Genomic DNA, 23,682 nt, shown 5'->3' on the forward strand with positions numbered 1-23,682 from the left:
GACACCAGAGCGGGGGGCGCGCGTGGTCATCTGGCACGCGGCGGGGGCTCGTGGGGGCGCCCGTACGGTCGCGGGGGAGGGTCAGGCGGCCCGTGCCGGGACGGCCTGTGCCGCCGCTTCCGCCGCCCCTTCCGCGTACCGCGCCACCACGAGGCCCGCCAGGCGCGGGTGGTCCGCCAGCGGTTCGGCGACCGCCCAGGTGCCGGGGACCTGGGCGAGGGCGTGGGTGAAGCGGCCGGGGGCGAGGAGGTGGGTGGCGAGGGCGACGCGGCGGAAGCCCCGGGTGTGGAGGCGGGCCACGGCCTCGGCCGGGGTGGGGGTGCTCGCCGAGCAGTACGCGGACGTCACGGGGACCGGGAGGAGGAGGCGCAGCTGCTCGACGGCCTTCAGCGTGCCGTCGTTCCCGCCCGGCCGCGAGGAACCCGCTCCGGCGACGACGACCGCGTCCGCCGGGCCGCCGGCCGCCCGTTCGGCGGCGCGCAGCCGGTCGTACAGGGCGAGCGCCACGGCGTGCTCGCCGCTCAGGCCCCGGGTCACCGTGCACGCGAAGTGGCGGGCGACGGACGGGATGTCGACGGTGCGGTGGTAGCCGTCGCCGAGGAGCAGGGGGACGACGACCGCGCCGGGGCGGTCCGCGAGGACGTAGGGGAGGGAGGGCTTGCGGTGGTCGAGGTAGGCGACGGTGACCTCCGCGCCGGTCAGCCCCCGGCTCGCCGCGGCGAGCCGGCCGACGGCGGCGGCCGCCTCGGGTACGGCGCTGCCGTGCGCGGCCAGCACCAGGTCCCGCTGGGGTACGGCGCTGCCGTGTGCGGCCAGTACCAGGTCCCGCATCCGAACCTCACCTCTTCGCCCGCGTGCCCCGTGTGTCAGGGGTAGGGCCGCGCGCGGCGGTGTCGTTCGTCGGCGCGGCCCTGCCCTCCTCACGGTAGGCGGCGGGGGAGGGCGCCGGGGGCCGACGGAAGGCCCGAGGGGGAGGGGCGGAGGTCCCGGAGGGTGGGGCCGTTCACGGGTCCGGCGGGCCGGGGGGCGCGCCTACGGTCGGAAGGCAAGAGACCCGCGACATCCACGGAGACCGCCATGGCCGCGCAGCGGACGCAGAACCTCGTGCTCATCGGCCACGGAATGGTGGGTCAGCGCTTGCTGGAAGCGCTGGCCGAGCGGGGGGCGCTCGCCGATCCGGCGGAGCCGGGCGGTCCGGGGTGGAGCGTGACGGTCCTCGCGGAGGAGGACGTTCCGGCGTACGACCGGGTGCATCTGTCCTCGGTGTTCACGGGGACGGAGCCGAACCAGCTGGGCCTGACCACACCGGAGTTCCTCGCGGGGCACGGCATCGACCTGCGGCTTGGCGACCCGGCCGAGCACGTCGACACGGCGGCCCGCACGGTGACGACGACCTCGGGCACGATCGTCTCCTACGACGCGCTGGTGATGGCGACGGGTTCGTACCCCTTCGTGCCGCCGATCCCCGGCGCCGACGCGCCCGGCTGCTTCACGTACCGGACGCTGTACGACGTCGACGCGCTGACCGCGTACGCCGAGGGCGCGCGGACGGGTGTCGTGATCGGCGGCGGACTGCTCGGCCTCGAGGCGGCGGGGGCGCTGCGGACGCTCGGTCTCGCCACGCACGTCGTGGAGTTCGCGCCGCGGCTGATGCCGCTCCAGGTGGACGACGGGGGCGCGGCGGCGCTGAGGGCGACCATCGAGTCGATGGGCGTGGCCGTGCACACGGGCGTGGGGGCCGCGGAGGTCGAGACGGACGCCGACGGGAAGGTGCGGAGTCTGAAGCTGTCGAGCGGGGAGCGGCTGCCGGCCGATCTGGTGGTGTTCTCGGCGGGGGTGCGGCCCCGCGACCGGCTCGCGCGCGAGGCGGGGCTCGCGGTGGGGGACCGCGGCGGTGTGGCGGTGGACGAGCGGTGCCGGACGACGGACCCGTACGTGTACGCGATCGGGGAGTGCGCCCAGACGGTCGACGGGCGGGTGTACGGGCTCGTGGCGCCGGGCTATCAGATGGCGGAGGCGGTGGCCGACCAGCTGGCCGGCTCCGGTGCGACGGTGTTCACGGGCGCGGACACGTCGACGAAGCTGAAGCTGCTCGGCGCGGACGTGGCGTCGTTCGGCGACCCGTTCGGGGAGGGGCGGCAGGCCACCGAGATCGTGTTCTCGGACGGCCGGGAGGGCGTCTACAAGAAGCTGCTGCTCGGCCCCGAGGGCCAGCTGCTCGGCGGCATCCTGGTGGGTGACGCCGAGGCGTACGGCTCGCTCAAGCCGCACGCGGGGCGGCGGCTGCCCGCGCCGCCCGAGGTGTTCCTGCTTCCGTCCGGCGGCGCCGGTGCCGAGGTGCCGGGTGTGGAGGCGCTGCCCGACGACGCCGTCGTCTGCTCCTGTCACAACGTGACGAAGGGCGCGGTGGCCGGGGCGATCGCGGAGCACGGGCTGACCGACGTCGGCGGCGTCAAGCGCTGCACGAAGGCGGGCACGGGCTGCGGCGGCTGTGTGAACACCCTGCAGGCCGTCCTCGACGCGGCGGGCGTGGCGAAGGCGCGCGGGCTGTGCGAGCACTTCCCCGAGCTGTCGCGCCCCGAGATCTACGAGCTGATCCGTACCGAACACATCCGTTCCTTCACCGAGTTGACGGAGCGGTACGGCTCCGGCGGCTCGGGCTGTACGGTCTGCAAGCCGGTCGTGGCCAACGTCCTCGGCACCCTCGCTCCCGAGCTCGGTCTGCGGCACGTCCTGGAGGGCGAGCAGGCCGCGCTCCAGGACTCCAACGACCTGTTCCTCGCCAACCTCCAGAAGGACGGCACCTATTCGGTGGTTCCTCGCGTCCCCGGCGGCGAGATCACCGCCGAGCAGCTGATCGTGATCGGTGAGGTGGCCCGCGACCACGGGCTCTACAGCAAGATCACCGGCGGTCAGCGGATCGACCTCTTCGGGGCGAGGAAGGAGGAGCTGCCGGCAATCTGGCGGCGACTGATCGACGCCGGCTTCGAGTCGGGGCAGGCGTACGGCAAGTCGCTGCGGACGGTGAAGTCCTGCGTCGGGTCGAAGTTCTGCCGCTTCGGGCAGGGCGACTCGGTGCAGCTCGCGATCGACCTGGAGCTCCGCTACCGGGGCCTGCGCGCCCCGCACAAGATCAAGGGTGGGGTCTCGGGCTGCCTGCGCGAGTGCGCGGAGGCCCGCGGCAAGGACATCGGCGTCATCGCGACCGCCGGCGGCTGGAACCTGTACGTGTGCGGGAACGGCGGTACGAGCCCGCGGCACGCCGATCTGCTGGCCTCCGACCTGTCGGCGGCCGAACTGTTCGCGCTGATCGACCGGTTCCTCATGTACTACGTCAGGACCGGGGAGCGGCTTGAGCGGACCTCGGCGTGGCTGGAGCGGCTCGACGGCGGGCTCGACCACCTGAAGGACGTCCTGATCGAGGACTCGCTGGGGATCGGCGCGGAGCTCGAAGCGCAGATGGAGCGGCACGTGGCCGCGTACCGCGACGAGTGGCGGGCCGTCCTCGACGACCCGGAGGCGCTGGCCCGGTTCGAGCCGCACGTGGCCGGGGTGGAGTTCCTGGAGCCGGGCCGCGGCCGGGCGGCCGTGCTGCCGGACGGCACCGAGGCGGCGCTGTTCCGCGGCGGGGACGGCGCGGTGTACGCGGTGGGCAACCGGGACCCGTTCTCGGGCACGGACGTCATCGCGAACGGGATCATGGGCAGCAGGGACGGGGTGCCGGTGGTGGCGTCGCCGATGCACAAGCAGGAGTTCGACCTGCGGACCGGCGCGTGCCTCGACGACCCCGAGGTGTCCCTGCCGGTGCTGCCGGTGCCTCCGGCCCGCTCGTAGGAGGACTCTCGGCCCGCCCGTTCGGCGACCATCGGCACTCACGGAGCCCTTATGCGGCGGCGCAGCCTGGAAGAGCAGGAAAAAGAGCTGCGAATCAGTCTGCGAAAAGGCAGGGAAGCGCCATGAGTTCCGTAGTCCAGACCCAGGACGGCAGAAAGACGGGTGGGCAGGCCCCCTCGTACGACACGGAGCAGTACCGCCCCGGCAAGCCGATCACCGACTGGGAGCCCGAGAACGAGCTCTTCTGGAAGTCGATCGGCAAGAAGGTCGCCAACCGCAATCTGTGGATCGCGGTTCCGGCCCTGCTCGTGGCGTTCGTGGTGTGGCAGGTGTGGTCGGTCACGGCGACCAACCTCAAGGACGTCGGCTTCGGCTTCTCGACCTCGCAGCTGTTCTGGCTGACGGCCATTCCCGGTCTGACCGGCGGCACGGCCCGGATCTTCTACACGTTCCTCGGCCCGATGGTCGGACAGCGCCGCTTCACGGCCCTGTCGACGGTGGTGCTGATCGTGCCGCTGATCTGGCTGGGCATCGCGATCCAGGACCCGACGACGCCGTACGCCGTGATGGTCGCCATCGCCGCGCTCTGCGGCATCGGCGGCGCGAACTTCGCCTCCTCCCTCGCGAACATCGGCTTCTTCTTCCCGAAGGCGAAGAAGGGCAGCGCGACCGGCATCAACGGCGGTCTCGGCAACCTCGGCGTCTCCGTGGTCCAGCTGCTGACCCCGATCGTCATCACCTGGTCGACCATCGCGATCGGCTCGGCCCAGCACAAGGCCGACGGCACCCCGGTCTACCTGCAGAACGCGGCCTTCATCTGGGTCCCGGTGCTGCTCGTCCTGGCGGCCGTCGCCTGGTTCGGCCAGAACGACCTGAAGGTGGCCTCCACCCCCTTCAGCCAGCAGAAGATCATCTTCAAGCGCAAGCACAACTGGCTGATGACCTGGCTGTACGTCGGCACCTTCGGCTCCTTCATCGGCTTCGCCGCCGCGCTGCCGATGCTCATCAAGACCACGTTCCCGGACTACTCGGTCGCCACCTACGCCTGGATGGGCCCGGCCGTGGGCGCCCTCGCCCGCTGGGGCGGCGGCTGGATCGCGGACAAGTGGGGCGGTGCCCGGGTCACCATCCTGTCCTTCGTGGGCATGGCCGTCTCGATCATCGGCGTGATCAACTTCCTGCCCTCGGGCAGTGACGGCGGCTCGTTCTACGGCTTCTTCTTCTGCTTCCTCGCCGCGTTCTTCTTCTCCGGAATCGGCAACGGCTCGACCTTCCGGCAGATCCCGGTGATCTTCCGCGGCACCCACCTCAAGGGCCTTGAGGAAGGCACCCCGGAATACGCCAAGGCGCTGAAGCAGGCGGAAATGGAGTCCGGCGCCGTCACCGGCTTCACCTCGGCCATCGCGGCCTACGGCTTCTTCTTCATCCCGGCCCTCTTCGGCTCGGTGGCCGTGACCAGCGCGATGTGGGGATTCGTCGCCTTCTACGTCAGCTGCATGGTCGTGACCTGGTGGTTCTACGCCCGCAAGAGCGCCGAGGCGCCCAGCTGAACCGGCCGACCGGCACCTCGGGAAAGGCCCCGCTCCGGCGGGGTCTTTCCGCATGCCGGGGACGGGACCAAAGGCCGTCGACCGGTGACCAATGCCGCCGCAAATGATCGATCAAAGGGGGTGAAATGGAGATAAGCAACGACGCGATCGAATGATTCGAAGAAGGCGGTGCGGGACGTGACTGCTACCCCGGCTGAGGCCACCGTGAACGAGCGGGCCTGGAAGAACTTCAAGGGCGGCCTGTGGCGCGACGCCATCGACGTCCGCGACTTCATCCAGCAGAACTACACCCCGTACGAGGGCGACGACTCCTTCCTCGCCGGCCCCACCGAGCGGACCACCGCCGTGTGGAAGGCCATCACGGACAAGTTCCCCGAGGAGCGCGCCAAGGGCGTCTACGACGTCTCGTACGACGTCCCCTCGACGATCACCGCCCACGCCCCCGGCTACATCGACCGCGACAAGGACCTGATCGTCGGCCTCCAGACCGACGCCCCGCTGAAGCGCGCGATCATGCCCTACGGCGGCTGGCGCATGGTCGCCGGCGCCCTGGAGACCTACGGCTACCCGGTCTCCGAAGACCTGGAGAAGGTCTTCACCGAGTACCGCAAGACCCACAACGCCGGCGTCTTCGACGCCTACACCCCCGAGATCCGCGCCGCCCGCAAGGCCGGCATCGTCACCGGACTCCCGGACGCCTACGGCCGCGGCCGCATCATCGGCGACTACCGCCGTGTCGCCCTCTACGGCGTCGACCGCCTCATCGAGGTGAAGAAGGAGGAGAAGGAGGAACTCAACTCCCTCCCCGCCGGCAACCGCTCCCTCGAAGAGACCATCCGCCTGCGCGAGGAGCTCTCGGAGCAGATCCGTGCCCTCGGCGAACTCAAGACGATGGCACGGTCCTACGGCCACGACATCTCCGGCCCCGCCACCACCGGCCGCGAGGCCGTCCAGTGGCTGTACTTCGCCTACCTGGCCGCCGTGAAGGAGCAGAACGGCGCCGCGATGTCCCTCGGCCGGACGTCCACCTTCCTCGACGTCTACCTCCAGCGCGACATCGAGGCCGGTCTCCTCACCGAGGAGCAGGCCCAGGAGCTCGTCGACGACTTCATCATCAAGCTCCGCATCGTCCGCTTCCTGCGCACCCCCGAGTACGACGAGCTGTTCTCCGGCGACCCCACCTGGGTCACCGAGTCCATCGCCGGCATGGGCGAGGACGGCCGCCCGCTGGTCACCAGGACCTCCTTCCGCTACCTCCAGACCCTCTACAACCTCGGCCCGGCCCCCGAGCCGAACATGACCGTCTTCTGGTCGCCGCAGCTCCCCCAGGGCTTCAAGGAGTTCTGCGCCAGGGTCTCCATCGACACCTCCTCCGTGCAGTACGAGTCGGACGAGCTGATGCGCCCGCGCTTCGGCGACGACACCGCCATCGCCTGCTGCGTCTCCGCGATGCCCGTCGGCAAGCAGATGCAGTTCTTCGGCGCCCGCGTGAACCTCGCCAAGACCCTCCTGTACGCGATCAACGGCGGCCGCGACGAGAAGTCCGGCGCCCAGGTCGGCCCCTCCACCGGCGCCCTCACCTCCGAGGTCCTCGACTACGACGAGGTCATGGCCAAGTTCGACGAACAGATGGAGTGGCTCGCGAACGTCTACGTCCACGCCCTGAACGTCATCCACTACATGCACGACAGGTACGCGTACGAGCGCATCGAGATGGCGCTCCACGACCGCGACGTGCGCCGCACCATGGCCTGCGGCATCGCCGGCCTCTCGGTCGCCGCCGACTCCCTCGCCGCCGTCAAGTACGCCAAGGTCACCCCGGTCCGGGACGAGACCGGCCTCGCCACCGACTACGTCATCGAGGGCGACTACCCGGCGTACGGCAACAACGACGAACGCGTCGACGAGATCGCGGTCTGGCTGGTCGAGGAGTTCATGCGGAAGGTCCGCAAGCACCCCACCTACCGGAACGCCGAACACACCCAGTCGGTCCTGACGATCACCTCCAACGTCGTCTACGGCAAGAAGACCGGCAACACCCCCGACGGCCGCCGCGCCGGCGAGCCCTTCTCCCCGGGCGCCAACCCGATGAACGGCCGCGACACCCACGGCTACGTGGCCTCCGCCCTCTCGGTCGCCAAGCTCCCGTACGAGGACGCCGAGGACGGCATCTCGCTCACCAACACCGTCACCCCCGACGGCCTGGGCCGCACCCCCGAGGAGCGGATCAAGAACCTCGCGGGCGTCCTCGACGGCTACATGGCCAGCGACGGCTTCCACATGAACGTCAACGTCCTCAACCGCGACGTGCTGATGGACGCCATGGAGCACCCGGAGAACTACCCGCAGCTGACCATCCGGGTCTCCGGATACGCGGTCAACTTCGTCCGGCTCACCCGCGAGCAGCAGCTCGACGTCCTCAACCGCACCTTCCACGGCTCTCTCTGAGCCCCTGACCCGCGCGGCCCCGGGGCCCTGCCTCTTCCACCCTCACCGGGCCCCGGCGCCGCGCGACCCCCTCCCTCTCCCACCCCCTCCCTCTCCCACCCCCTCCCGGGAGCGCAGCCATGACCACCCTCCTCGGACCCGCCGTCCCGGTCCGCCCCGCCACCCCGGCCGCCGCGGCGACCCAGCGCCCCTCCGAGGGCTCGGTCCACTCCTGGGACCTGTCCACCGGCGTCGACGGCCCCGGCACCCGCTTCGTCACCTTCCTCTCCGGCTGCCCCCTCACCTGCCTCTACTGCCACAACCCCGACACCTGGAAGATGCGCAACGGCAAGCGCACCTCCGCCGACGACGTGATCGCCGAGGCCGCCAAGTACGTCCGCTTCATCTCCGCCTCGGGCGGCGGCGCCACCGTCTCCGGCGGCGAACCGCTCCTCCAGCCCGTCTTCACCGGCGAACTGCTGCACCGGATGAAGCACGAACTCGGCCTCCACACGGCCCTCGACACCTCGGGCTTCCTCGGCGTCCGCGCCACCGACGCCCTGCTGCGCGACACCGACCTGGTCCTTCTCGACATCAAGTCCTGGGACCCGGACACGTACAAGAAGGTGACCGGCCGGCCGCTGCGCCCGACCCTGGACTTCGCCCGGCGCCTCGCCGACCTCGGCCAGGAGGTCCACGTCCGCTTCGTGCTCGTCCCGGGACTCACCGACGACCCGGCCAACGTCGAGGGCGTCGCCGCCTTCGCCGCCGGTCTCGGCAATGTCTCCCGCGTGGACATCCTCCCCTTCCACAAGCTCGGCGAAGCGAAGTGGCAAGCACTCGCCAAGCCGTTCACCCTGCACGACACCCCGTCGCCGACGCCCGAACAGGTCGCCGCGGCCCGCGAGGTCTTCCAGGCACACGGCCTTCACGCCGTCTGAGCGACGCCCTCACCCACCAGGCGCGCAAAACGGGAAAAATGCCCCGTACGGCCTTACCGTGGCCGCGTGACCGAGCCACCGCAGACAGTCGAGCCGACACCCGGGCCGGGCGAACCGGCCCCCAGCGCCCTCGCCACGGACGGCCCCGTCCCGGGAGAACCGCCCGCGGGCCGGCCGCCGCAGACCCCCGCCGCCGTGCGCCGCCGCGCGAGCCTCGCGGGGGCCGTCGTCTCCGCGCTGCTGATCCTCGCGATCGTCCTCGGCAGCCGGCTGCTCCGAGACTTCGACTCGGCCCTGCTCCCGTACGCCGTGGCCACCGTCTTCCTCGCCTTCGGCGTCGCCTACCGCTACACCGTCTGGGTCTCCGCCCCCGGCGCCCGCCGTCTCTTCAAGCAGGGCTGGCGGTCCTTCTTCTCCGCTGCGAACTTCCGCAAGGCGCCCACCGCCCTGCCGAAGATGATCGCCACCTACCTCGGCTTCCAGAAGTTCCTCGGCGCCCGCTCACACGCCCGCTGGGCCGCCCACCAGCTCGTCTTCTGGGGCTGTCTGCTCGCCGCCGCGATCACCTTCCCGCTCACCTGGGGCTGGTTCACCTTCACCTCGTCGACCGGCTCGGGCCCCGGCTACGAGATGCGGATCTGGGGCTTCAAGGTCCTCGGCTTCGACGCGCTCAGCGTCATCGGCTGGCTCATGTTCCACGGCCTCGACATCGCGGCCGTCCTCGTCATCGCCGGCGCCTCCTACTTCCTGTGGCGCCGCATGAAGGACCGCGGCGCCATCACCGGCCAGCGCTTCGCCTACGACCTGATGCCGCTGATCTGCCTCGTCGTCATCTCCGTGACCGGGCTCCTGCTGACCTTCTCGTCGATCTTCCTGCACGGCGGCGGCTACGAGTTCCTCGCCGTCCTCCACATGGTGTCCGTCGTCTTCACCCTCATCTACATCCCGTTCGGGAAGTTCTTCCACATCGTCCAGCGGCCCGCCGCCGTCGGCATGCAGCTCTTCAAGTACACCTCCCGCCGCACGGGCGAAGGCGACGACGTCCTCACCTGCCGCCGCTGCCACGAGCCCATCGACACCCCGGCCTACGTCGAGAACCTCCAGGGCACCATGCGCGACCTCGACCTCGGCTTCGACCACTGGACCGAGTACTGCCCCCGCTGCAAGCGCGTCCTACGCGGCAACGCCTACCTCGACCACGTCAAGAAAGGCTTCAAGTGACCGCGACCGACCCCGCGACCACCCCCGGCCGGCCGCTGCCGCTCGATCCGTCCCTCGCGCCGCCCGGCACCCGCCAGTTCCGCGACGCCGGCGGTATCCCCGCCGACCGGTGGCACGCCGACCAGAACGGCGAGACGCTCGTCCCCACCCACTGCTGCTTCTGCGGCGTCCAGTGCGGGATGTACCTCCGCGTCGACCGCGGCGGCAAGGTCTTCGGCGTCGAACCCCGCAACCACGACATCAACCGGATGCGGCTCTGCCCCAAGGGCATCAACGCCTACCAGCAGGTCAACCACCCCGACCGGCTCACCGCACCCCTGATGCGCCGTAACCGCGACGAGGAGTTCCGGGAGGTCAGCTGGGACGAGGCGCTCGACCACACCGTCTCCGAGATCCGCCGTATCCAGGGCGAGTACGGCAACGACGCCTTCGGGCTCCTCGGCGGCGCCAGCCTCTTCTCCGAGAAGACCTACCTCGTCGGCAAGTTCGCCCGCATCGCCCTCAAGTCCCGGCACGTCGACTACAACGGCCGCCTCTGCATGGTCTCCGCTGCCGGAGCCAACAAGCTCGCCTTCGGCATCGACCGGGCCGGCAACCCCTTCTCCGACATCCTCCTCACCGACTGCCTGCTCATCGCCGGCTCCAACGTCGGCGAATGCTTCCCCGTCATGACCCAGTACCTGTGGGGAGCCCGAGACCGGGGCGCCACCCTCATCGTCGTCGACCCGCGCGAGACCGCCATCGCCCGTACCGCCGACGTCCACGTCGCCCTCAAGCCCGGCACCGACTCCGCCTTCTTCAACGCCGTCCTGAACGTCGTCATCGCCGAGGGCCTCACCGACGAGGCCTACCTCGCCGCCCACACCACCGGCTGGGACGAGGTGAAGAAGACCGTCGCCGACTACCCGCCGTCCCGCTCCGCCGAGATCTGCGGCGTCCCCGAGCAGCAGATCGTCCAGGTCGCCCGGATGTTCGCCGGCGCCGGCAAGGCCATGGCCTGGCACGCCCGCGGCGTCGAGCACCACTCCCAGGGCGTCGAGAACTGCCTCACCATCATCAACCTCTGCGTCGCCACCGGGAACATCGGCAAGCCCGGCGCCGGCTACGGCACCATCACCGGCCAGGGCAACGGCCAGGGCGGCCGCGAACACGGCCAGAAGTCCGACCTCCTCCCCGGCGGCCGCTCCATCACCAACCCCGAACACCGCCGCCAGATCTGCGAGATCTGGGGCATCGACGAAGCCGAACTCCCGCCCGCCGGCACCTCCATGATGGAGATGGTCTGGCAGATGCAGCGCAAGGAGATCCGCGGCCTCGTCGGCATCTGCAACAACCCCTTCGTGTCCCTGCCGAACTACGCCACCGTCAAGGACGGCTACGACACCCTCGAATTCCACGCCCAGTTCGACTTCTTCCTCTCCGAGACCGCCGCCAACGCGCACGTGGTCTTCCCCGTCACCGTCTGGGCCGAGGACGAGGGCGTCATGGCCAACGCCGAGGCCCGGGTCGTCAAGCACAACAAGGCCCAGGAACCGCCCGCCGGCGTCCGCACCGACACCTGGGTCATGTGTGAACTCGCCCGCCGCCTCGGCGCCGGCGACAAGTTCGACTTCCCCGACTCGCGCGCCGTCTTCGAAGAACTCCGGATCGCCTCCGCCGGCACCGTCAACGACTACTACGGCATCACCTACGAACGCCTGGAGGAGACCGGCGGCATCGCCTGGCCCTGCCCGACCACCGAGCACCCCGGCACCCCCCGCCTCTTCGAGGACGGCCGGACCTACCACCCCGACGGCAAGATCCACATGCAGGTCGTCGAATGGCACCCGCCGATGGACCCGTACAGCGAGGAGTACCCCCTCTCGCTCACCACCGGCCGCACCGTCGCCCACTTCCTCTCCGGCAACCAGACCCGCAGGCTCGGCGCCCTCGTCGAACAGACCCCCCGCCCCTGGGTCGAAGTCCACCCCTCCCACGGCTTCCGCAACGGCGACCCCGTCCGCGTCGTCACCCGCCGCGGCAGCGAGGTCTTCCCCGCCCTCGTCACCGAGGCCATCCGCCCCGACACCGTCTTCGTCCCCTACCACTGGCCCGTCCCCACCGCGGCCAACGCCCTCACCATCGACGCCCTCGACCCCCGCTCCAAGATCCCGGAGTACAAGGTCTGCGCCGCCCGCATCGAGGCCGCCGAACGCGTCGACGACGTCCCCGCACCGCCCACCGCCCCCGGACAGCAGGCCTACCCGGAGACCCAGGTCTCCCGCCTCGACCCGCTGCCCCCGACCTCCCCCCAGGGCCGCGGTACCGCGGAGAGGAGCTGACCCGCACATGATGGGCCGCACGATCTTCATCGACCCGGGCCGCTGCATCGGCTGCCAGGCCTGCGTCTCCGCCTGCCGCGAATGCGACTCCCACCGCGGCAAGTCGATGATCCACCTCGACTACCCCGACGAGGGCCACTCCGTCGCCTCCCTCCCCACCGTCTGCATGCACTGCGAGGACCCCGTCGCCCCCTGCGCCGAGGTCTGCCCCGCCGACGCGATCCTCGTGACCGCCGACGGCGTCGTGCAGCAGGCCGACACCACCCGCTGCATCGGCTGCGCCAACTGCGTCAACGCCTGCCCCTTCGGCGTCCCCAAGATCGACCTCCAGGCGAAGCTCCAGATGAAGTGCAACCTCTGCTACGACCGCACCGCCTACGGCCTCGCCCCGATGTGCGCCACCGTCTGCCCCACCGGCGCCCTCTTCTACGGGACCCTCGACGAGCTCAGGGCCGAGCGCCCCGGCGTCCAGGTCGCCGACTCCTTCACCTTCGGCTCGACCACCGTCACCACCGGCGTGGCCATGGTCGTCCCCGCCGACAAGGTCCAGTGGCCGGTCCCCGGCGGCCTCCCCGTCGTCGAGATCAACGGAAGGGACGTGAGCGACGTGAACGCGAACAAGGGTGGCGGCGGGCGACGGGAGGGAGTGCGTTGAGCGTCACCGACCCCCAGCCGCCCGCGCCGGACGCCCGTGACGCGGCCCAGGAAGCGCTCCACGACCGGATCGCCGCCGACTCCCTCACCACCCGCCGCGACTACCTGCGGATCGTCGCCACCGTCTCCGGCGGCCTGGCCGTCGGCGGCGTCGCCGTCGCCTCCGGCATCCTGCACCGGCACGGCGACAGCGAAGGTGCCCCCGAGGTCAAGAAGGTCGCCGACCGGATCGAGCGCGGCGAGTCCCTGGCCTTCCGCTATCCGGGCGAGGAGGACCGGGCGATCGCCGTCCGCATGGAGGACGGCACCCTCGCCGGCTACTCCGCCGTCTGCACCCACCTCGCCTGCGCCGTCCTCTGGCGCAAGGAGCGGGGCAGCGAGGGCGAGCTGTACTGCCCCTGCCACGAGGGGATCTTCGACGCCCGGACGGGAGAGGTCACCGCGGGGCCGCCCCCCAGGGGACTGCCCAAGGTGATCCTCGTCGAGCAGGTCGACGGCAGCGTCTGGGCGATCGGCACGGCCCGCTCCGGCGAGTCCGCCCTGGAGGGCTTCTGCCGCCAGAACGGCGACGACCGCCCCGGCTGCCCGGGCTTCGGCGCCGGCGGCCCGGCCCCCCGCCCGGCGGAGAACCGCGAGCCGGCCCGGAGCCCGAAGGCGGCCGAGAGGAGTGACCGGACATGACCGACAGCACGTTCCCCGAGGACCCGCAGGCCCCCCAAGCCCCCCAGGCCCCCCGCCCTCCCGCGTACACCCCGGGCAGTGCGCAGCCGCGGCTGAACCGGCCGGTGCACGAGCGGTATCCGCAGATCCGCCCCACCAGCGGCTACGGGGACCCGCGGATCCGGCACACGGGGCCGGGACCCGGGGCGGGGACGGAGCAGGAGCCGGAGCGCTCGTCGAAGCTGTCGGCGCGTCTCGCGCTGGCGCTCACGGTCGTCATCGGCCAGCTGTGGGGGCTGACGATCGTGGTGGACGAGTGGATGGCGGGCGACACCGGCACGGCCTGGTGGGGGGCCGGCTTCCTCGTCCTGTCGTTCCTGGTGGTGCTCGGCCTGTGGGCGATCGACCCGAAGGACCGCTGAGCGGAATACCGCAGATCAGCCGGGTCCGGGGCGGGGAAGCGGGCGTACCCTGAGGGTATGAGTACCGCCCCCGCCCATGGCCCGCGAGACGCGAAGCGGTCCGGCACCGTATCCAGCCCCGAGAACACCCCCAAGCCGGTACTCGTCTTCGACGATCCGCTGGACCAGCAGTCCGCGGACGACACGGACCGTGGGTGGGGCGAGCGGCCTCCCGCAGGCGGCGACAGTGCCGCCGACCTGGCGCGCTTCCTCGACGAGAAGCCGCCGCACCACCTCTGAGGCCCGCGCGTCGCGTGGGTCAGGAGGTGGGGTGCGTCCCCGTACCCGTCCCGCCGGAGCCCGCCGATCCGCCGGAGCCGCTGCCCGCGCCGGCCGAGGGTCCGCGCTGGGACACGAGGTGGTCGCGGATCTCCTTGAGGACCTCCAGCTCGCTGATCTCCATGGTCTCCGCGACGCCCTCCTTCGCCTTGTCGTGCGCGGCGCGCTTGGCGAGGATCTTGGCCATCGGCAGGACCATCAGGAAGTAGACGACGGCCGCGGTGATCACGAAGCTCAGCACCGCGCTGAGGACCAGGCCCCACTGGAGCTGGATGCCGTCCATCTCGCCGTTGGCGCCGACCGTGCAGGGGTCCTTGATACAGCTCGCGTAGCTCTCCAGGTCCTTGGTGCCGAAGGCGCCGACGACCGGGTTGATGATGCCCTTGACGACCGAGTTCACGATGTTCGTGAACGCGGCACCGATGACGACCGCCACCGCGAGGTCGATCACGTTTCCCCGCATGAGGAAGGCCTTGAAGCCTCCCAGCAGACTTTCCTTCTTCTCGGCCACCGAGGTGCCTTTCGTCGCGTGTGAAGTCGCGTGTACCGCTGTGTGCGAAGCCATTAGGCAGTGAACGGCGCAGACGCGTCCAATCCGTACACACGGGACGGTGACTTGACAGGCAGTCAGTGCGAATCAGCACACCGTCACCGCCAGTTGGGACGTGACACCGGCACCTGCCAGCGCCGCCGCCGTCGGCCGTGGCACGGACAGGACGACGAGCGCCCCTCCGTCCGATCGAGTCTCGCCCGAGTGGGGAACTTCGGCCACTCGGGCGCCCGTCGCGACCACCCGGGCCTCATCCCCGTCACCGAAGCCCGAGTTGGGCGCGGCGATCACGTCGACCCGGTCGCCGGGCCGCAGCAGCCGTACGGTCGCGGCGTCCGCGATCCGCACCGGGGCGGACACCAGGGGCACCACGGCGGGCGGTCGCGCGCGGGCCGTCGCCGCGGGCCGCGCCGTCTCCGCGCGCCGCGGAATCTCCACGCCGAAGCCGCCGCCCCGGCCGAAGCCGCCGGCGACGGCCAGCGAGGCCGCCGCCAGCAGCAGGAGCGCCACGGGCCTTCGCAGCGCCCGCCACAGCCGGTGCCGCGTGCCCCGCACCCGTAGCGGTTCGAAGGCGGGCACCACGTGGGGCGGGGGAGGGGGAGACGAGGTCGTCGTCATGCGGGACACCACCATCCTGGTCGGAGGCAATGCTCGGCAGCACTGCTCGGAAGCACTCTCCCGGCTCCGCCACCGCCCTGCTCCGGCCTGGGGATCAGCCCGCGCCTGTGGACAACTTCCTCACTCCCGGGGGTGGTTTACGGCAGCTCGATCCCCAGGTCCCAGCCCTCGTGCGCCCGGGTGCACAGGCAGTCGCGGTCGGCCGTGGCGGGCAGTGCGCTCACCGCGTCGAAGAGGACCTCGCGGAGCCGGCCGACGTTCTCGCCGAAGACCCGCAGGACCTCGGTGTGGGAGACGCCGTCGCCGGTCTCGGCGCCCGCGTCGAGGTCGGTGACGAGGGCGAGGGAGGTGTAGCAGAGGCCCAGCTCGCGGGCGAGGACGGCCTCGGGGTGTCCGGTCATGCCGACGACCGACCAGCCGGCGGCGGCGTGCCAGCGGGACTCGGCGCGGGTGGAGAAGCGGGGGCCTTCGACGACGACCATCGTGCCGCCGTCGACCGGTTCCCAGCCGCGGCCCCGGGCGGCCTTGACCGCGACCCGGCGCCCGTCGGGGCAGTACGGGTCGGCGAAGGTGACGTGGACGACGTTGGGCACGGTCCCGTCGGCGCGCCGCTCCCCGTCGAAGTAGGTCTGCGCGCGGTCCTTCGTGCGGTCGACGAGCTGGTCGGGGACGACGAGGGTGCCCGGCCCGTACTCCTCGCGCAGTCCGCCGACGGCGCAGGGCCCGAGGACCTGCCGTACGCCCACGGAGCGGAGCGCCCAGAGGTTGGCGCGGTAGTCGATGCGGTGCGGCGGGACGGTGTGGCCGCGGCCGTGCCGGGGGAGGAAGGCCACCCGCCGGCCGGCGATCTCGCCGAGGAAGAGGGAGTCGCTGGGGCTGCCGTAGGGGGTGTCGACGGACACCTCGGTGACGTCCTCCAGGAAGGAGTAGAAGCCCGAGCCGCCGATCACGCCGATGTCCGCGTACACGTCATGGTTCGCCATGCCGGTCACCCTAGGGGGCAGGCCCGTGGCCTGTCCGGGAACGCCGAGGGGCCCCGCCGCAGGATGTGCGGCGGGGCCCCTCGGGGAAAAATCAGGCAGCCGAGCTTCCGGTGCTCGACGAGGACGTCGAGGAGGCGGAAGAGGACGACGTCGACGCGGCCGGCTTGGAGTCCGACGTCGAGGACGACGTGGACGAAGACGACGGGGTCGAGGACTTCGACGTGGCCGGCGAGCTGCTGGACGACGAGCCGCGGCTGTCGTTCCGGTAGAAGCCGGAGCCCTTGAAGACGATGCCGACGGCCGAGAACACCTTCTTCAGGCGGCCCTTGCAGCTGGGGCACTCGGTCAGCGCGTCATCGGTGAACTTCTGCACCGCCTCGAGGCCTTCGCCGCACTCGGTGCACTGGTACTGGTAGGTCGGCACTTGACTTCCTCCTGGCACTCACACTCATCGAGTGCTAACGACGATCCATAGTGACGTATTCCGTGGGTTCAGTCCACCGCCACCGGCACGCGGTGACCGATACCACGTGCCGCGACCCGGCTCGCCTCGCGGGGCTTCAGCCGCGACCGGAGGGCGAGGAGGGTGGCGAGGGCGAGCACCGTGCCCGCCATCGGCACCAGGAAACCGCTGCTCGCGCCGTGTGCGTCGGCCAGGCGGCCGGCGACCGTGACGGCCGCGGCCTGGCCGAGCGCGACGGCGCCGGTGAGCCAGGTGAAGGCCTCGGTACGGGCCGAGGCCGGGATCAGGGTCTCGACGATGGTGTAGCCGGTGATGAGCGCGGGGGCGATGCACAGGCCGACGACCAGGCCCAGGGCGCCGAGGAGCAGCACCGAGTGGGCGGTCCACAGCAGGGAGGCGGCGACGGTGAGGCCGGCGTAGCCGAGGATCAGGCGGCGGCGGGGGCCGGTCTTCCAGGCGACGGCGCCCATGGCGATGCCCGCGAGCATGTTGCCGGCGGCGAAGATCCCGTACAGCAGGCCGTTGGCGCCGGGGTTGCCGATCTCCTCGGTGAAGGCGGTGAGGGAGACCTGCATGCCGCCGAAGACGGAGCCGATGCCGAGGAAGGCGACGATCAGGACCCGGACGCCGGGGATGGAGAGGGCGGAGCGGTGCGGCTCGGTGCTGGCGGCGGTGATGCCGTACGCGGGCTGGGTGGCGCGCTGGGCGGCGAAGAACAGGCCGCCGACGAGGGTGAGGGCGGCCTCGGCGATCAGGCCCGCGGCGGGGTGGATGCCGGTGCACAGGGCGGTGGCGAGGACGGGTCCGACGACGAAGGTGAACTCGTCGGTGACGGACTCGAAGGCCGCGGCCGTGGACATCAGCGGGGTGCCGTCGAGCTTGGCGGCCCAGCGGGCCCGGACCATCGGGCCGACCTGGGGCACGGAGGCGCCGGCGGGCACGGCGGCCAGGAACAGCGCCCACAGCGGGGCGCCGCTCAGGGCGAGGGCCACGAGCAGGGAGACGGACGCGGTGTGGACGAGGACGCCGGGGATCAGGACGGCGCGCTGGCCGAAGCGGTCGGCGAGCTTGCCGCTCTGCGGGGCGAAGAGCGCCATGGAGACGCCGGTGACGGCGGCGACCGCGCCCGCGCTGCCGAAGGAGCCGGTGGTGTGCTGGACGAGCAGGACGATGCCGATGGTCAGCATCGCGAAGGGCTGCCGGGCGGCGAAGCCGGGGAGCAGGAAGGAGAGCGCACGGGGGGTGCGCAGGAGCTGTCCGTAGCCCGGACGCTTGTCGGAGATGACCGTGGACGCCACGGTCCTGGCCTTTCTGCCGCCTGGTAGCGCGCCCCGGCACGGTGGTGCGGGTGTCGCCGAGAGCTGTCCTCATGCGCGTTACTGCGGTAGATACCGGGCCGGCCCCCCTGCGGAGGGGGCGCCACGGCCGCCATACGGTCGCGCCAGCTCTGCGTCAGGCAGAGTTGGTTCGATCAGGTGTGCCTTCATGGTACAGGGAAGAGCGTCTTCCCGCCTGGGAAAACGCTCGTACCCCCCAATTAATGCCTCGGATTAACCGGATGTTCGCTTGTGGTGCTCGCCGGGGCGTTGGAAGCGCAGGGCCGTGCCCGAGGGGGCCGAGGCCGCCGTCGCGCCTCCGGTGCCGAGCCAGCCGGCGAGCTTGCCGCCCTGGCCGACCGCCCGCAGCCGGCGCTCGGTGGCGTCCCGCACGGGGTCGGTGGCGACGACGAGGAGCTCGTCGTGGTGGCGCAGGACGGTGGCGGGTCCGGGGACGAAGCTCGCCCCGTCCCGTACGACGAGGGTGACGGCGGCTCCGGCCGGGAGGCGCAGTTCGGCGACCTCGACGCCGTGCATCCGGGAGTGCTCGGGGATGGCGACGGAGAGGAGGTGGCCGCGGAGCCGCTCCAGGGGTGCGGATTCGACGCCGAGGTCGGCGGCGGCCGAGGAGTCGCCGAGCTTCAGGGCCCTGGCGAGCCAGGGCAGGGTCGGGCCCTGGACGAGGGTGTAGACGACCACGAGGACGAAGACGATGTTGAAGATCCGCTCGCTGCCCTCGATCTGCGACACCATCGGGATGGTGGCGAGGATGATGGGGACGGCTCCGCGCAGGCCGGCCCAGGACATCAGGGCCTGCTCCTGCCAGGGGATGCGGAAGGGCAGCAGGCTGACCAGGACTTCCATGGGGCGCGCGACCATCGTCAGGACGAGGCCGATGACGACGGCGGGCCAGAAGTCGTGGACGAGCTCGTGCGGGGTGACGAGCAGGCCGAGCAGGACGAACATGCCGATCTGGGCGATCCAGCCGAGTCCCTCGGCGAAGCCGCGGTTCGCGGGCGCGTGGGGCAGCTTGGCGTTGCCGAGGACCATCGCGGCGAGGTAGACGGCGAGGAAGCCGGAGCCGTGGGCGAGGGCGCCGGCGGCGTACGCGGTGACGGCGATGGCCATGACGGCGATCGGGTAGAGGCCGGAGGCGGGCAGCGCGATGTGGCGGAGCCCGTAGGCGCCGGCGAATCCGACGGCCAGGCCGACGGCGACGCCGATGGCGAGTTCGAGGGCGATCGTGCCGACGAGGACGTACCAGTGGTCGACGGGTCCCGCGGTGGAGAAGGCGACGACGAGGATGACGACGGGGGCGTCGTTGAAGCCGGACTCGGCTTCCAGGACACCGGTGACCCGCGAGGGCAGGGGCACCTTGCGCAGCACGGAGAAGACGGCGGCGGCGTCGGTGGAGGAGACGACGGCGCCGATGATCAGGGCCTGTCGCCAGTCGAGGCCGACGAGGTAGTGGGCGCCGGCGGCGGTGATGGAGACGCTGACGGCGACGCCGACGGTGGAGAGGACGACCGCGGCGGGCAGCGCCGGCTTGATCTCCTTCCACTTCGTGCCGAGACCGCCTTCGGCGAGGATCACGACGAGGGCCGCGTAGCCGATGACCTGGGTCAGTTCGGCGTTGTCGAAGGCGACGTTGCCGATGCCGTCCTGGCCGATGGCGACGCCGATGCCCAGGTAGAGCAGAAGGCTGGGCAGGCCGCTGCGGGACGAGATCCGCACGGCGGCGACGGCGATCAGCAGCACCAGCGAGCAGATGAGCAGGAGTTCGTTGAGCTCGTGGACAGTCAGTGGCCGTTCCTTCCCCTCGCGTGCAGCTGGATCGTTCCTCCAGCGGCCGACACTTCATTACCTTACCTAATCTTTAACGTTTTCTTGACGCTCTCTTTGCGACTCCTCGCTCGTCTGTACGGTTCTCTTCCTGACACCGCGTCCGGGCCCCACGGACGCTGCGCCTAAGGTTGCTCCCGTACTCCAGGATCACCCTGCCCCTCGAAGGACAGCGATGCCCTCCAACACGACCGCGCCCCCCGGCAAGAAGACCGCCAAGAAGAAAGGGCGGCGCGCCCGCCTGATCCTCCTCGTCCTGGTCCTCGCACTGGTCGTGGGCATCGGGTTCGGCGGCTACTGGGGTGTCAGCACCGTCCGGGCCTCGTTCCCGCAGACCACCGGCGAGATCCGCCTCGACAAGCTCTCCGGCGAGGTGGAGGTCAAGCGCGACGCGAACGGCGTCCCGCAGATCTACGCCGACAACGAGACGGACCTCTTCCGCGCCCAGGGCTACGTCCAGGCGCAGGACCGGTTCTACGAGATGGACGTCCGCCGGCACGTGACCGCGGGCCGGCTCTCCGAGATGTTCGGCGAGAGCCAGGTCGACACCGACGCCTTCCTGCGCACGCTCGGCTGGCGCCGGGTCGCGCAGCAGGAGTACGACGAGGTCCTCGCGCCGGAGACGAAGAAGTACCTCCAGGCGTACGCGGAGGGCGTCAACGCCTACCTGAAGGACCACGAGAAGCCGGCCGACATCTCGGTCGAGTACGCGGCCCTGGCCCTGACCAACGACTACGCGATCGAGCCGTGGACGCCGGTCGACTCGGTGGCCTGGCTGAAGGCGATGGCCTGGGACCTCCGCGGCAACATGCAGGACGAGATCGACCGCTCCCTGCTGACCAGCCGGCTGAGCGCCGCCCAGATCAAGCAGCTCTACCCGGCCTACCCGTACGCGCTCCACCAGCCGATCGTCGGCCAGGGCGCCGTCGACGAGCTGACCGGGAAGTTCGACCCGAAGGCCGAGGCGGGCCAGGGCGAGGGCGCGAGCACCGGCGACACCCGGGGCACCGGCCCCGGCTCCAACGGGCCGCAGTCCCAGCTCGGGGCGCTCTCCGAGGTCCTCGACTCGATCCCGGCACTGCTCGGCCCCAACGGCAACGGCATCGGCTCGAACTCCTGGGTCGTCTCCGGCGACTACACGACCTCCGGCAAGCCGCTGCTCGCCAACGACCCGCACCTCGCGCCGCAGCTCCCGTCCCTCTGGTACCAGATGGGCCTGCACTGCCGCTCGGTCTCGGCGACCTGCCGTTACGACGTCGCCGGCTACACCTTCTCCGGCATGCCCGGCGTGATCATCGGCCACAACGACAAGATCGCCTGGGGTCTCACCAACCTCGGCGCCGACGTCACCGACCTCTACCTGGAGAAGATCGGCCCCGACGGCTACCTCGTCGACGGCAAGGTCAAGCCCTTCACCAGCCGCGAGGAGACCATCAAGGTCGCGGGCGGCGACGACCGCAAGATCACCGTCCGCTCCACCGAGCACGGCCCGCTCGTCTCCGACCGCTCCTCGGAGCTGGAGACCGTCGGCCAGGCGGCCCCCGTCGGAAACTCCGCGCCCGACCGCGGCACCGGCTACGGCGTCTCCCTCCAGTGGACCGCCCTCCAGCCCGGCAAGTCGATGGACGCCATCTTCGCCATCGACCGCGCCAAGGACTTCACCTCCTTCCGGGCCGCCGCCAGGAACTTCGAGGTCCCCTCGCAGAACCTGATCTACGCCGACACCGAGGGCCACATCGGCTACCAGTCCCCCGGCAAGATCCCGCAGCGCACCAAGGGCGACGGCACCCTCCCCACGCCCGGCTGGGACTCCTCCTACCGCTGGAAGGGCTACATCCCCTTCGAGCAGCTGCCGTACGAGTTCGACCCGAAGCGCGGCTACATCGTCACCGCCAACCAGGCCGTGATCGACGAGAAGAAGTACCCCGACCTGCTCACCAAGGACTGGGGCTACGGCTCGCGCAGCCAGCGGATCAACGACCTCATCGAGTCGAAGATCAAGGACGGCGGCAAGATCTCGCCGGACGACATGCGCACCATGCAGACGGACAACCGCAGCGAGATCGCGACGCTCCTGAACCCGCTCCTGCTGAAGATCGACATCTCCGACCCGTACGTCCGCGAGGCGCAGAAGCTCCTCGAAGGCTGGGACTACACGCAGGAGCCCGACTCCGCCGCGGCCGCCTACTTCAACGCGGTCTGGCGCAACGTCCTCAAGCTCGCCTTCGGGAACAAGCTGCCCAAGGAACTGCGCGCCGAGGGCGACTGCATCAACGTCCGCCCGGTCGACGCCACCGGACCGGTCGACGAGCAGAACAAGCTCGTCCGCGAGTGCGGCGAGCGCGACCCCGACTCGGCGCAGCCGGACGGCGGCGACCGCTGGTACGAGGTGGTCCGCCCGCTCCTCAAGCAGGAGAAGAGCGACTGGTGGACGACCCCGGGCAGCCGCACCGACCAGCCCACCGAGACCCGTGACCAGCTGCTCGCCCAGGCCATGAAGGACGCCCGCTGGGAGCTGACCGCCAAGCTCGGCAAGGACATCTCCACCTGGAGCTGGGGCCGGCTGCACCAGCTGACCCTCAAGAACCAGACCCTCGGCACCGCCGGGCCCGGCGTCGTGCAGCAGCTCCTCAACCGCGGCCCGTGGAACCTGGGCGGCGGCGAGGCGGCGGTCGACGCCACCGGCTGGAACGCGGCCGGCGGCTACGAGGTCATCTGGGTGCCGTCGATGCGGATGGTGGTCAACGTCGGCGACTGGGACAAGTCCCGGTGGATCAACCTGACCGGCGCCTCCGGGCACGCCTTCCACTCGAACTACACCGACCAGACGGACGCGTGGGCCAAGGGCGAGCTCCTCGACTGGGCCTACGGCGGTGCGGCGGTCGACGCGGCGACGAAGGACCGGCTGGTCCTCAAGCCCTGAAGCGGGTGACCCCGGCCGGGGTCACCACCGCGTGCACGGGGTGGTCGTGGGGTTCCTCCGGGACCCGGGCGACCACCTCGTCCGCGTAGAGGAGGACCACCAGGGCCGGGTCCACGCCCGCGCGGGCCAGCCGGGCCAGGACCCGGTCGTACGAGCCGCCGCCCCGCCCGAGGCGCATCCCGCGCCCGTCGACCGCGAGACCCGGCAGCAGGACGGCGTCGGCGGCGCAGACGGCCTCGGGGCCGAGCCGGGCGCCGGTCGGTTCGAGCAGACCGCGGCCGGCCCTGGCCAGCGCCTCCCGCCCCTCGTACACCGCCCAGTCCAGGTCGTTGTCGGGGAGCAGGACGGGCAGCAGGACCCGGACCCCGCGCGCGTGGAGCGCGTCGAGCAACGCGCGCGTACCCGGTTCGCGGCCGACCGACACATAGGCGGCGACGGTACCGGCCTCCGCGAGTTCGGCCAGTTCCACACCGTGGCGGGCGAGGGATTCGGCCGTGTCCGCCAGGGACTCGGCGCTCAGCGCGGAACGGGCGGCCAGAAGTCGACTGCGCAGCAGGGTCTTTTCGGACGGGTCGGATGTCATGAAGGCCTCATGTGAATGAACGAATGTCTCGTAACTGTCTTTATGTGGAGGAAGTT

General features: G+C 71.1%; 19 protein-coding genes. 11 read left to right on the forward strand and 8 right to left on the reverse strand.

Features of this window, described 5'->3' with window-relative positions:
- Positions 1-81: 81 nt before the first annotated feature.
- On the reverse strand, positions 82-831 hold the full coding sequence (locus tag ACZ7G1_RS22390; protein WP_470874121.1) for a sirohydrochlorin chelatase: 750 nt from the start codon (positions 829-831) through the stop codon (positions 82-84).
- Between the two features lie 246 nt (positions 832-1,077).
- On the opposite strand from ACZ7G1_RS22390, the gene nirB reads away from it, so the two are divergent.
- The 10 genes from nirB (at position 1,078) to ACZ7G1_RS22440 (ending at position 14,309) form a co-directional block, all read left to right on the forward strand.
- Entirely contained in the window at positions 1,078-3,834 is a 2,757-nt protein-coding gene (gene nirB, locus ACZ7G1_RS22395) for a nitrite reductase large subunit NirB (protein ID WP_470874122.1), read from the forward strand.
- Between the two features lie 122 nt (positions 3,835-3,956).
- Positions 3,957-5,384, forward strand: a complete 1,428-nt coding sequence (locus tag ACZ7G1_RS22400; RefSeq protein WP_470874124.1) for an MFS transporter — start codon at positions 3,957-3,959, stop codon at positions 5,382-5,384.
- Positions 5,385-5,561: 177 nt separating this feature from the next.
- Positions 5,562-7,832, forward strand: a complete 2,271-nt coding sequence (gene pflB, locus ACZ7G1_RS22405; RefSeq protein WP_470874126.1) for a formate C-acetyltransferase — start codon at positions 5,562-5,564, stop codon at positions 7,830-7,832.
- Between the two features lie 119 nt (positions 7,833-7,951).
- Positions 7,952-8,752, forward strand: coding sequence for a pyruvate formate-lyase-activating protein (gene pflA / locus ACZ7G1_RS22410; RefSeq protein ID WP_470877523.1), 801 nt, complete (start codon positions 7,952-7,954; stop codon positions 8,750-8,752).
- Between the two features lie 195 nt (positions 8,753-8,947).
- Positions 8,948-9,973: an MFS transporter gene (locus ACZ7G1_RS22415; RefSeq protein WP_470877532.1), complete on the forward strand. Its 1,026-nt coding sequence runs from the start codon at positions 8,948-8,950 to the stop codon at positions 9,971-9,973.
- On the forward strand, positions 9,970-12,294 hold the full coding sequence (locus ACZ7G1_RS22420; RefSeq protein ID WP_470877522.1) for a molybdopterin oxidoreductase family protein: 2,325 nt from the start codon (positions 9,970-9,972) through the stop codon (positions 12,292-12,294). The genes ACZ7G1_RS22415 and ACZ7G1_RS22420 overlap by 4 nt, the downstream gene beginning before the upstream one ends.
- 7 nt (positions 12,295-12,301) lie before the next feature.
- On the forward strand, positions 12,302-12,949 hold the full coding sequence (locus tag ACZ7G1_RS22425) for a 4Fe-4S dicluster domain-containing protein (RefSeq protein ID WP_470877521.1): 648 nt from the start codon (positions 12,302-12,304) through the stop codon (positions 12,947-12,949).
- Positions 12,946-13,629, forward strand: a complete 684-nt coding sequence (locus ACZ7G1_RS22430; RefSeq protein ID WP_470877520.1) for a QcrA and Rieske domain-containing protein — start codon at positions 12,946-12,948, stop codon at positions 13,627-13,629. Before ACZ7G1_RS22425 ends, ACZ7G1_RS22430 begins: the two co-directional genes overlap by 4 nt.
- Positions 13,626-14,030: a hypothetical protein gene (locus ACZ7G1_RS22435; RefSeq protein WP_470877519.1), complete on the forward strand. Its 405-nt coding sequence runs from the start codon at positions 13,626-13,628 to the stop codon at positions 14,028-14,030. Before ACZ7G1_RS22430 ends, ACZ7G1_RS22435 begins: the two co-directional genes overlap by 4 nt.
- 57 nt (positions 14,031-14,087) lie before the next feature.
- Positions 14,088-14,309 (forward strand): hypothetical protein, encoded by a 222-nt coding sequence (locus tag ACZ7G1_RS22440; RefSeq protein ID WP_470877518.1) that lies wholly within the window; start codon positions 14,088-14,090, stop codon positions 14,307-14,309.
- Between the two features lie 19 nt (positions 14,310-14,328).
- Here ACZ7G1_RS22440 and mscL read toward each other — a convergent pair whose 3' ends face one another.
- The 6 genes from mscL to ACZ7G1_RS22470 all read right to left on the reverse strand — a co-directional run bounded on the left by mscL (position 14,329) and on the right by ACZ7G1_RS22470 (position 20,036).
- The gene (mscL, locus tag ACZ7G1_RS22445) at positions 14,329-14,859 is read right to left on the reverse strand and encodes a large conductance mechanosensitive channel protein MscL (protein ID WP_470877517.1); all 531 of its coding nucleotides are present in this window, start codon (positions 14,857-14,859) and stop codon (positions 14,329-14,331) included.
- 126 nt (positions 14,860-14,985) lie between these two features.
- Positions 14,986-15,516, reverse strand: coding sequence for a hypothetical protein (locus ACZ7G1_RS22450; RefSeq protein WP_470877516.1), 531 nt, complete (start codon positions 15,514-15,516; stop codon positions 14,986-14,988).
- Positions 15,517-15,653: 137 nt separating this feature from the next.
- Positions 15,654-16,499: an S-methyl-5'-thioadenosine phosphorylase gene (locus ACZ7G1_RS22455; RefSeq protein WP_470877515.1), complete on the reverse strand. Its 846-nt coding sequence runs from the start codon at positions 16,497-16,499 to the stop codon at positions 15,654-15,656.
- Between the two features lie 91 nt (positions 16,500-16,590).
- The gene (locus ACZ7G1_RS22460) at positions 16,591-16,923 is read right to left on the reverse strand and encodes an FmdB family zinc ribbon protein (RefSeq protein WP_470877514.1); all 333 of its coding nucleotides are present in this window, start codon (positions 16,921-16,923) and stop codon (positions 16,591-16,593) included.
- 68 nt (positions 16,924-16,991) lie between these two features.
- Positions 16,992-18,260 carry an MFS transporter gene (locus ACZ7G1_RS22465; protein ID WP_470877513.1) on the reverse strand — a complete coding sequence of 423 codons (1,269 nt, stop codon included), beginning with the start codon at positions 18,258-18,260 and terminating at the stop codon, positions 16,992-16,994.
- 252 nt (positions 18,261-18,512) lie between these two features.
- On the reverse strand, positions 18,513-20,036 hold the full coding sequence (locus ACZ7G1_RS22470) for a potassium/proton antiporter (RefSeq protein ID WP_470877512.1): 1,524 nt from the start codon (positions 20,034-20,036) through the stop codon (positions 18,513-18,515).
- 259 nt (positions 20,037-20,295) lie between these two features.
- On the opposite strand from ACZ7G1_RS22470, the gene ACZ7G1_RS22475 reads away from it, so the two are divergent.
- Positions 20,296-23,043, forward strand: coding sequence for a penicillin acylase family protein (locus tag ACZ7G1_RS22475; protein WP_470877511.1), 2,748 nt, complete (start codon positions 20,296-20,298; stop codon positions 23,041-23,043).
- Here the strand turns inward: ACZ7G1_RS22475 and ACZ7G1_RS22480 are convergent.
- Positions 23,033-23,626, reverse strand: coding sequence for a 5-formyltetrahydrofolate cyclo-ligase (locus ACZ7G1_RS22480; RefSeq protein ID WP_470877510.1), 594 nt, complete (start codon positions 23,624-23,626; stop codon positions 23,033-23,035). The two genes, ACZ7G1_RS22475 and ACZ7G1_RS22480, sit on opposite strands and share 11 nt — an antisense overlap.
- Positions 23,627-23,682 lie beyond the last annotated feature (56 nt).

The sequence above is a fragment of the Streptomyces sp. NPDC037273 genome, assembly GCF_055603625.1.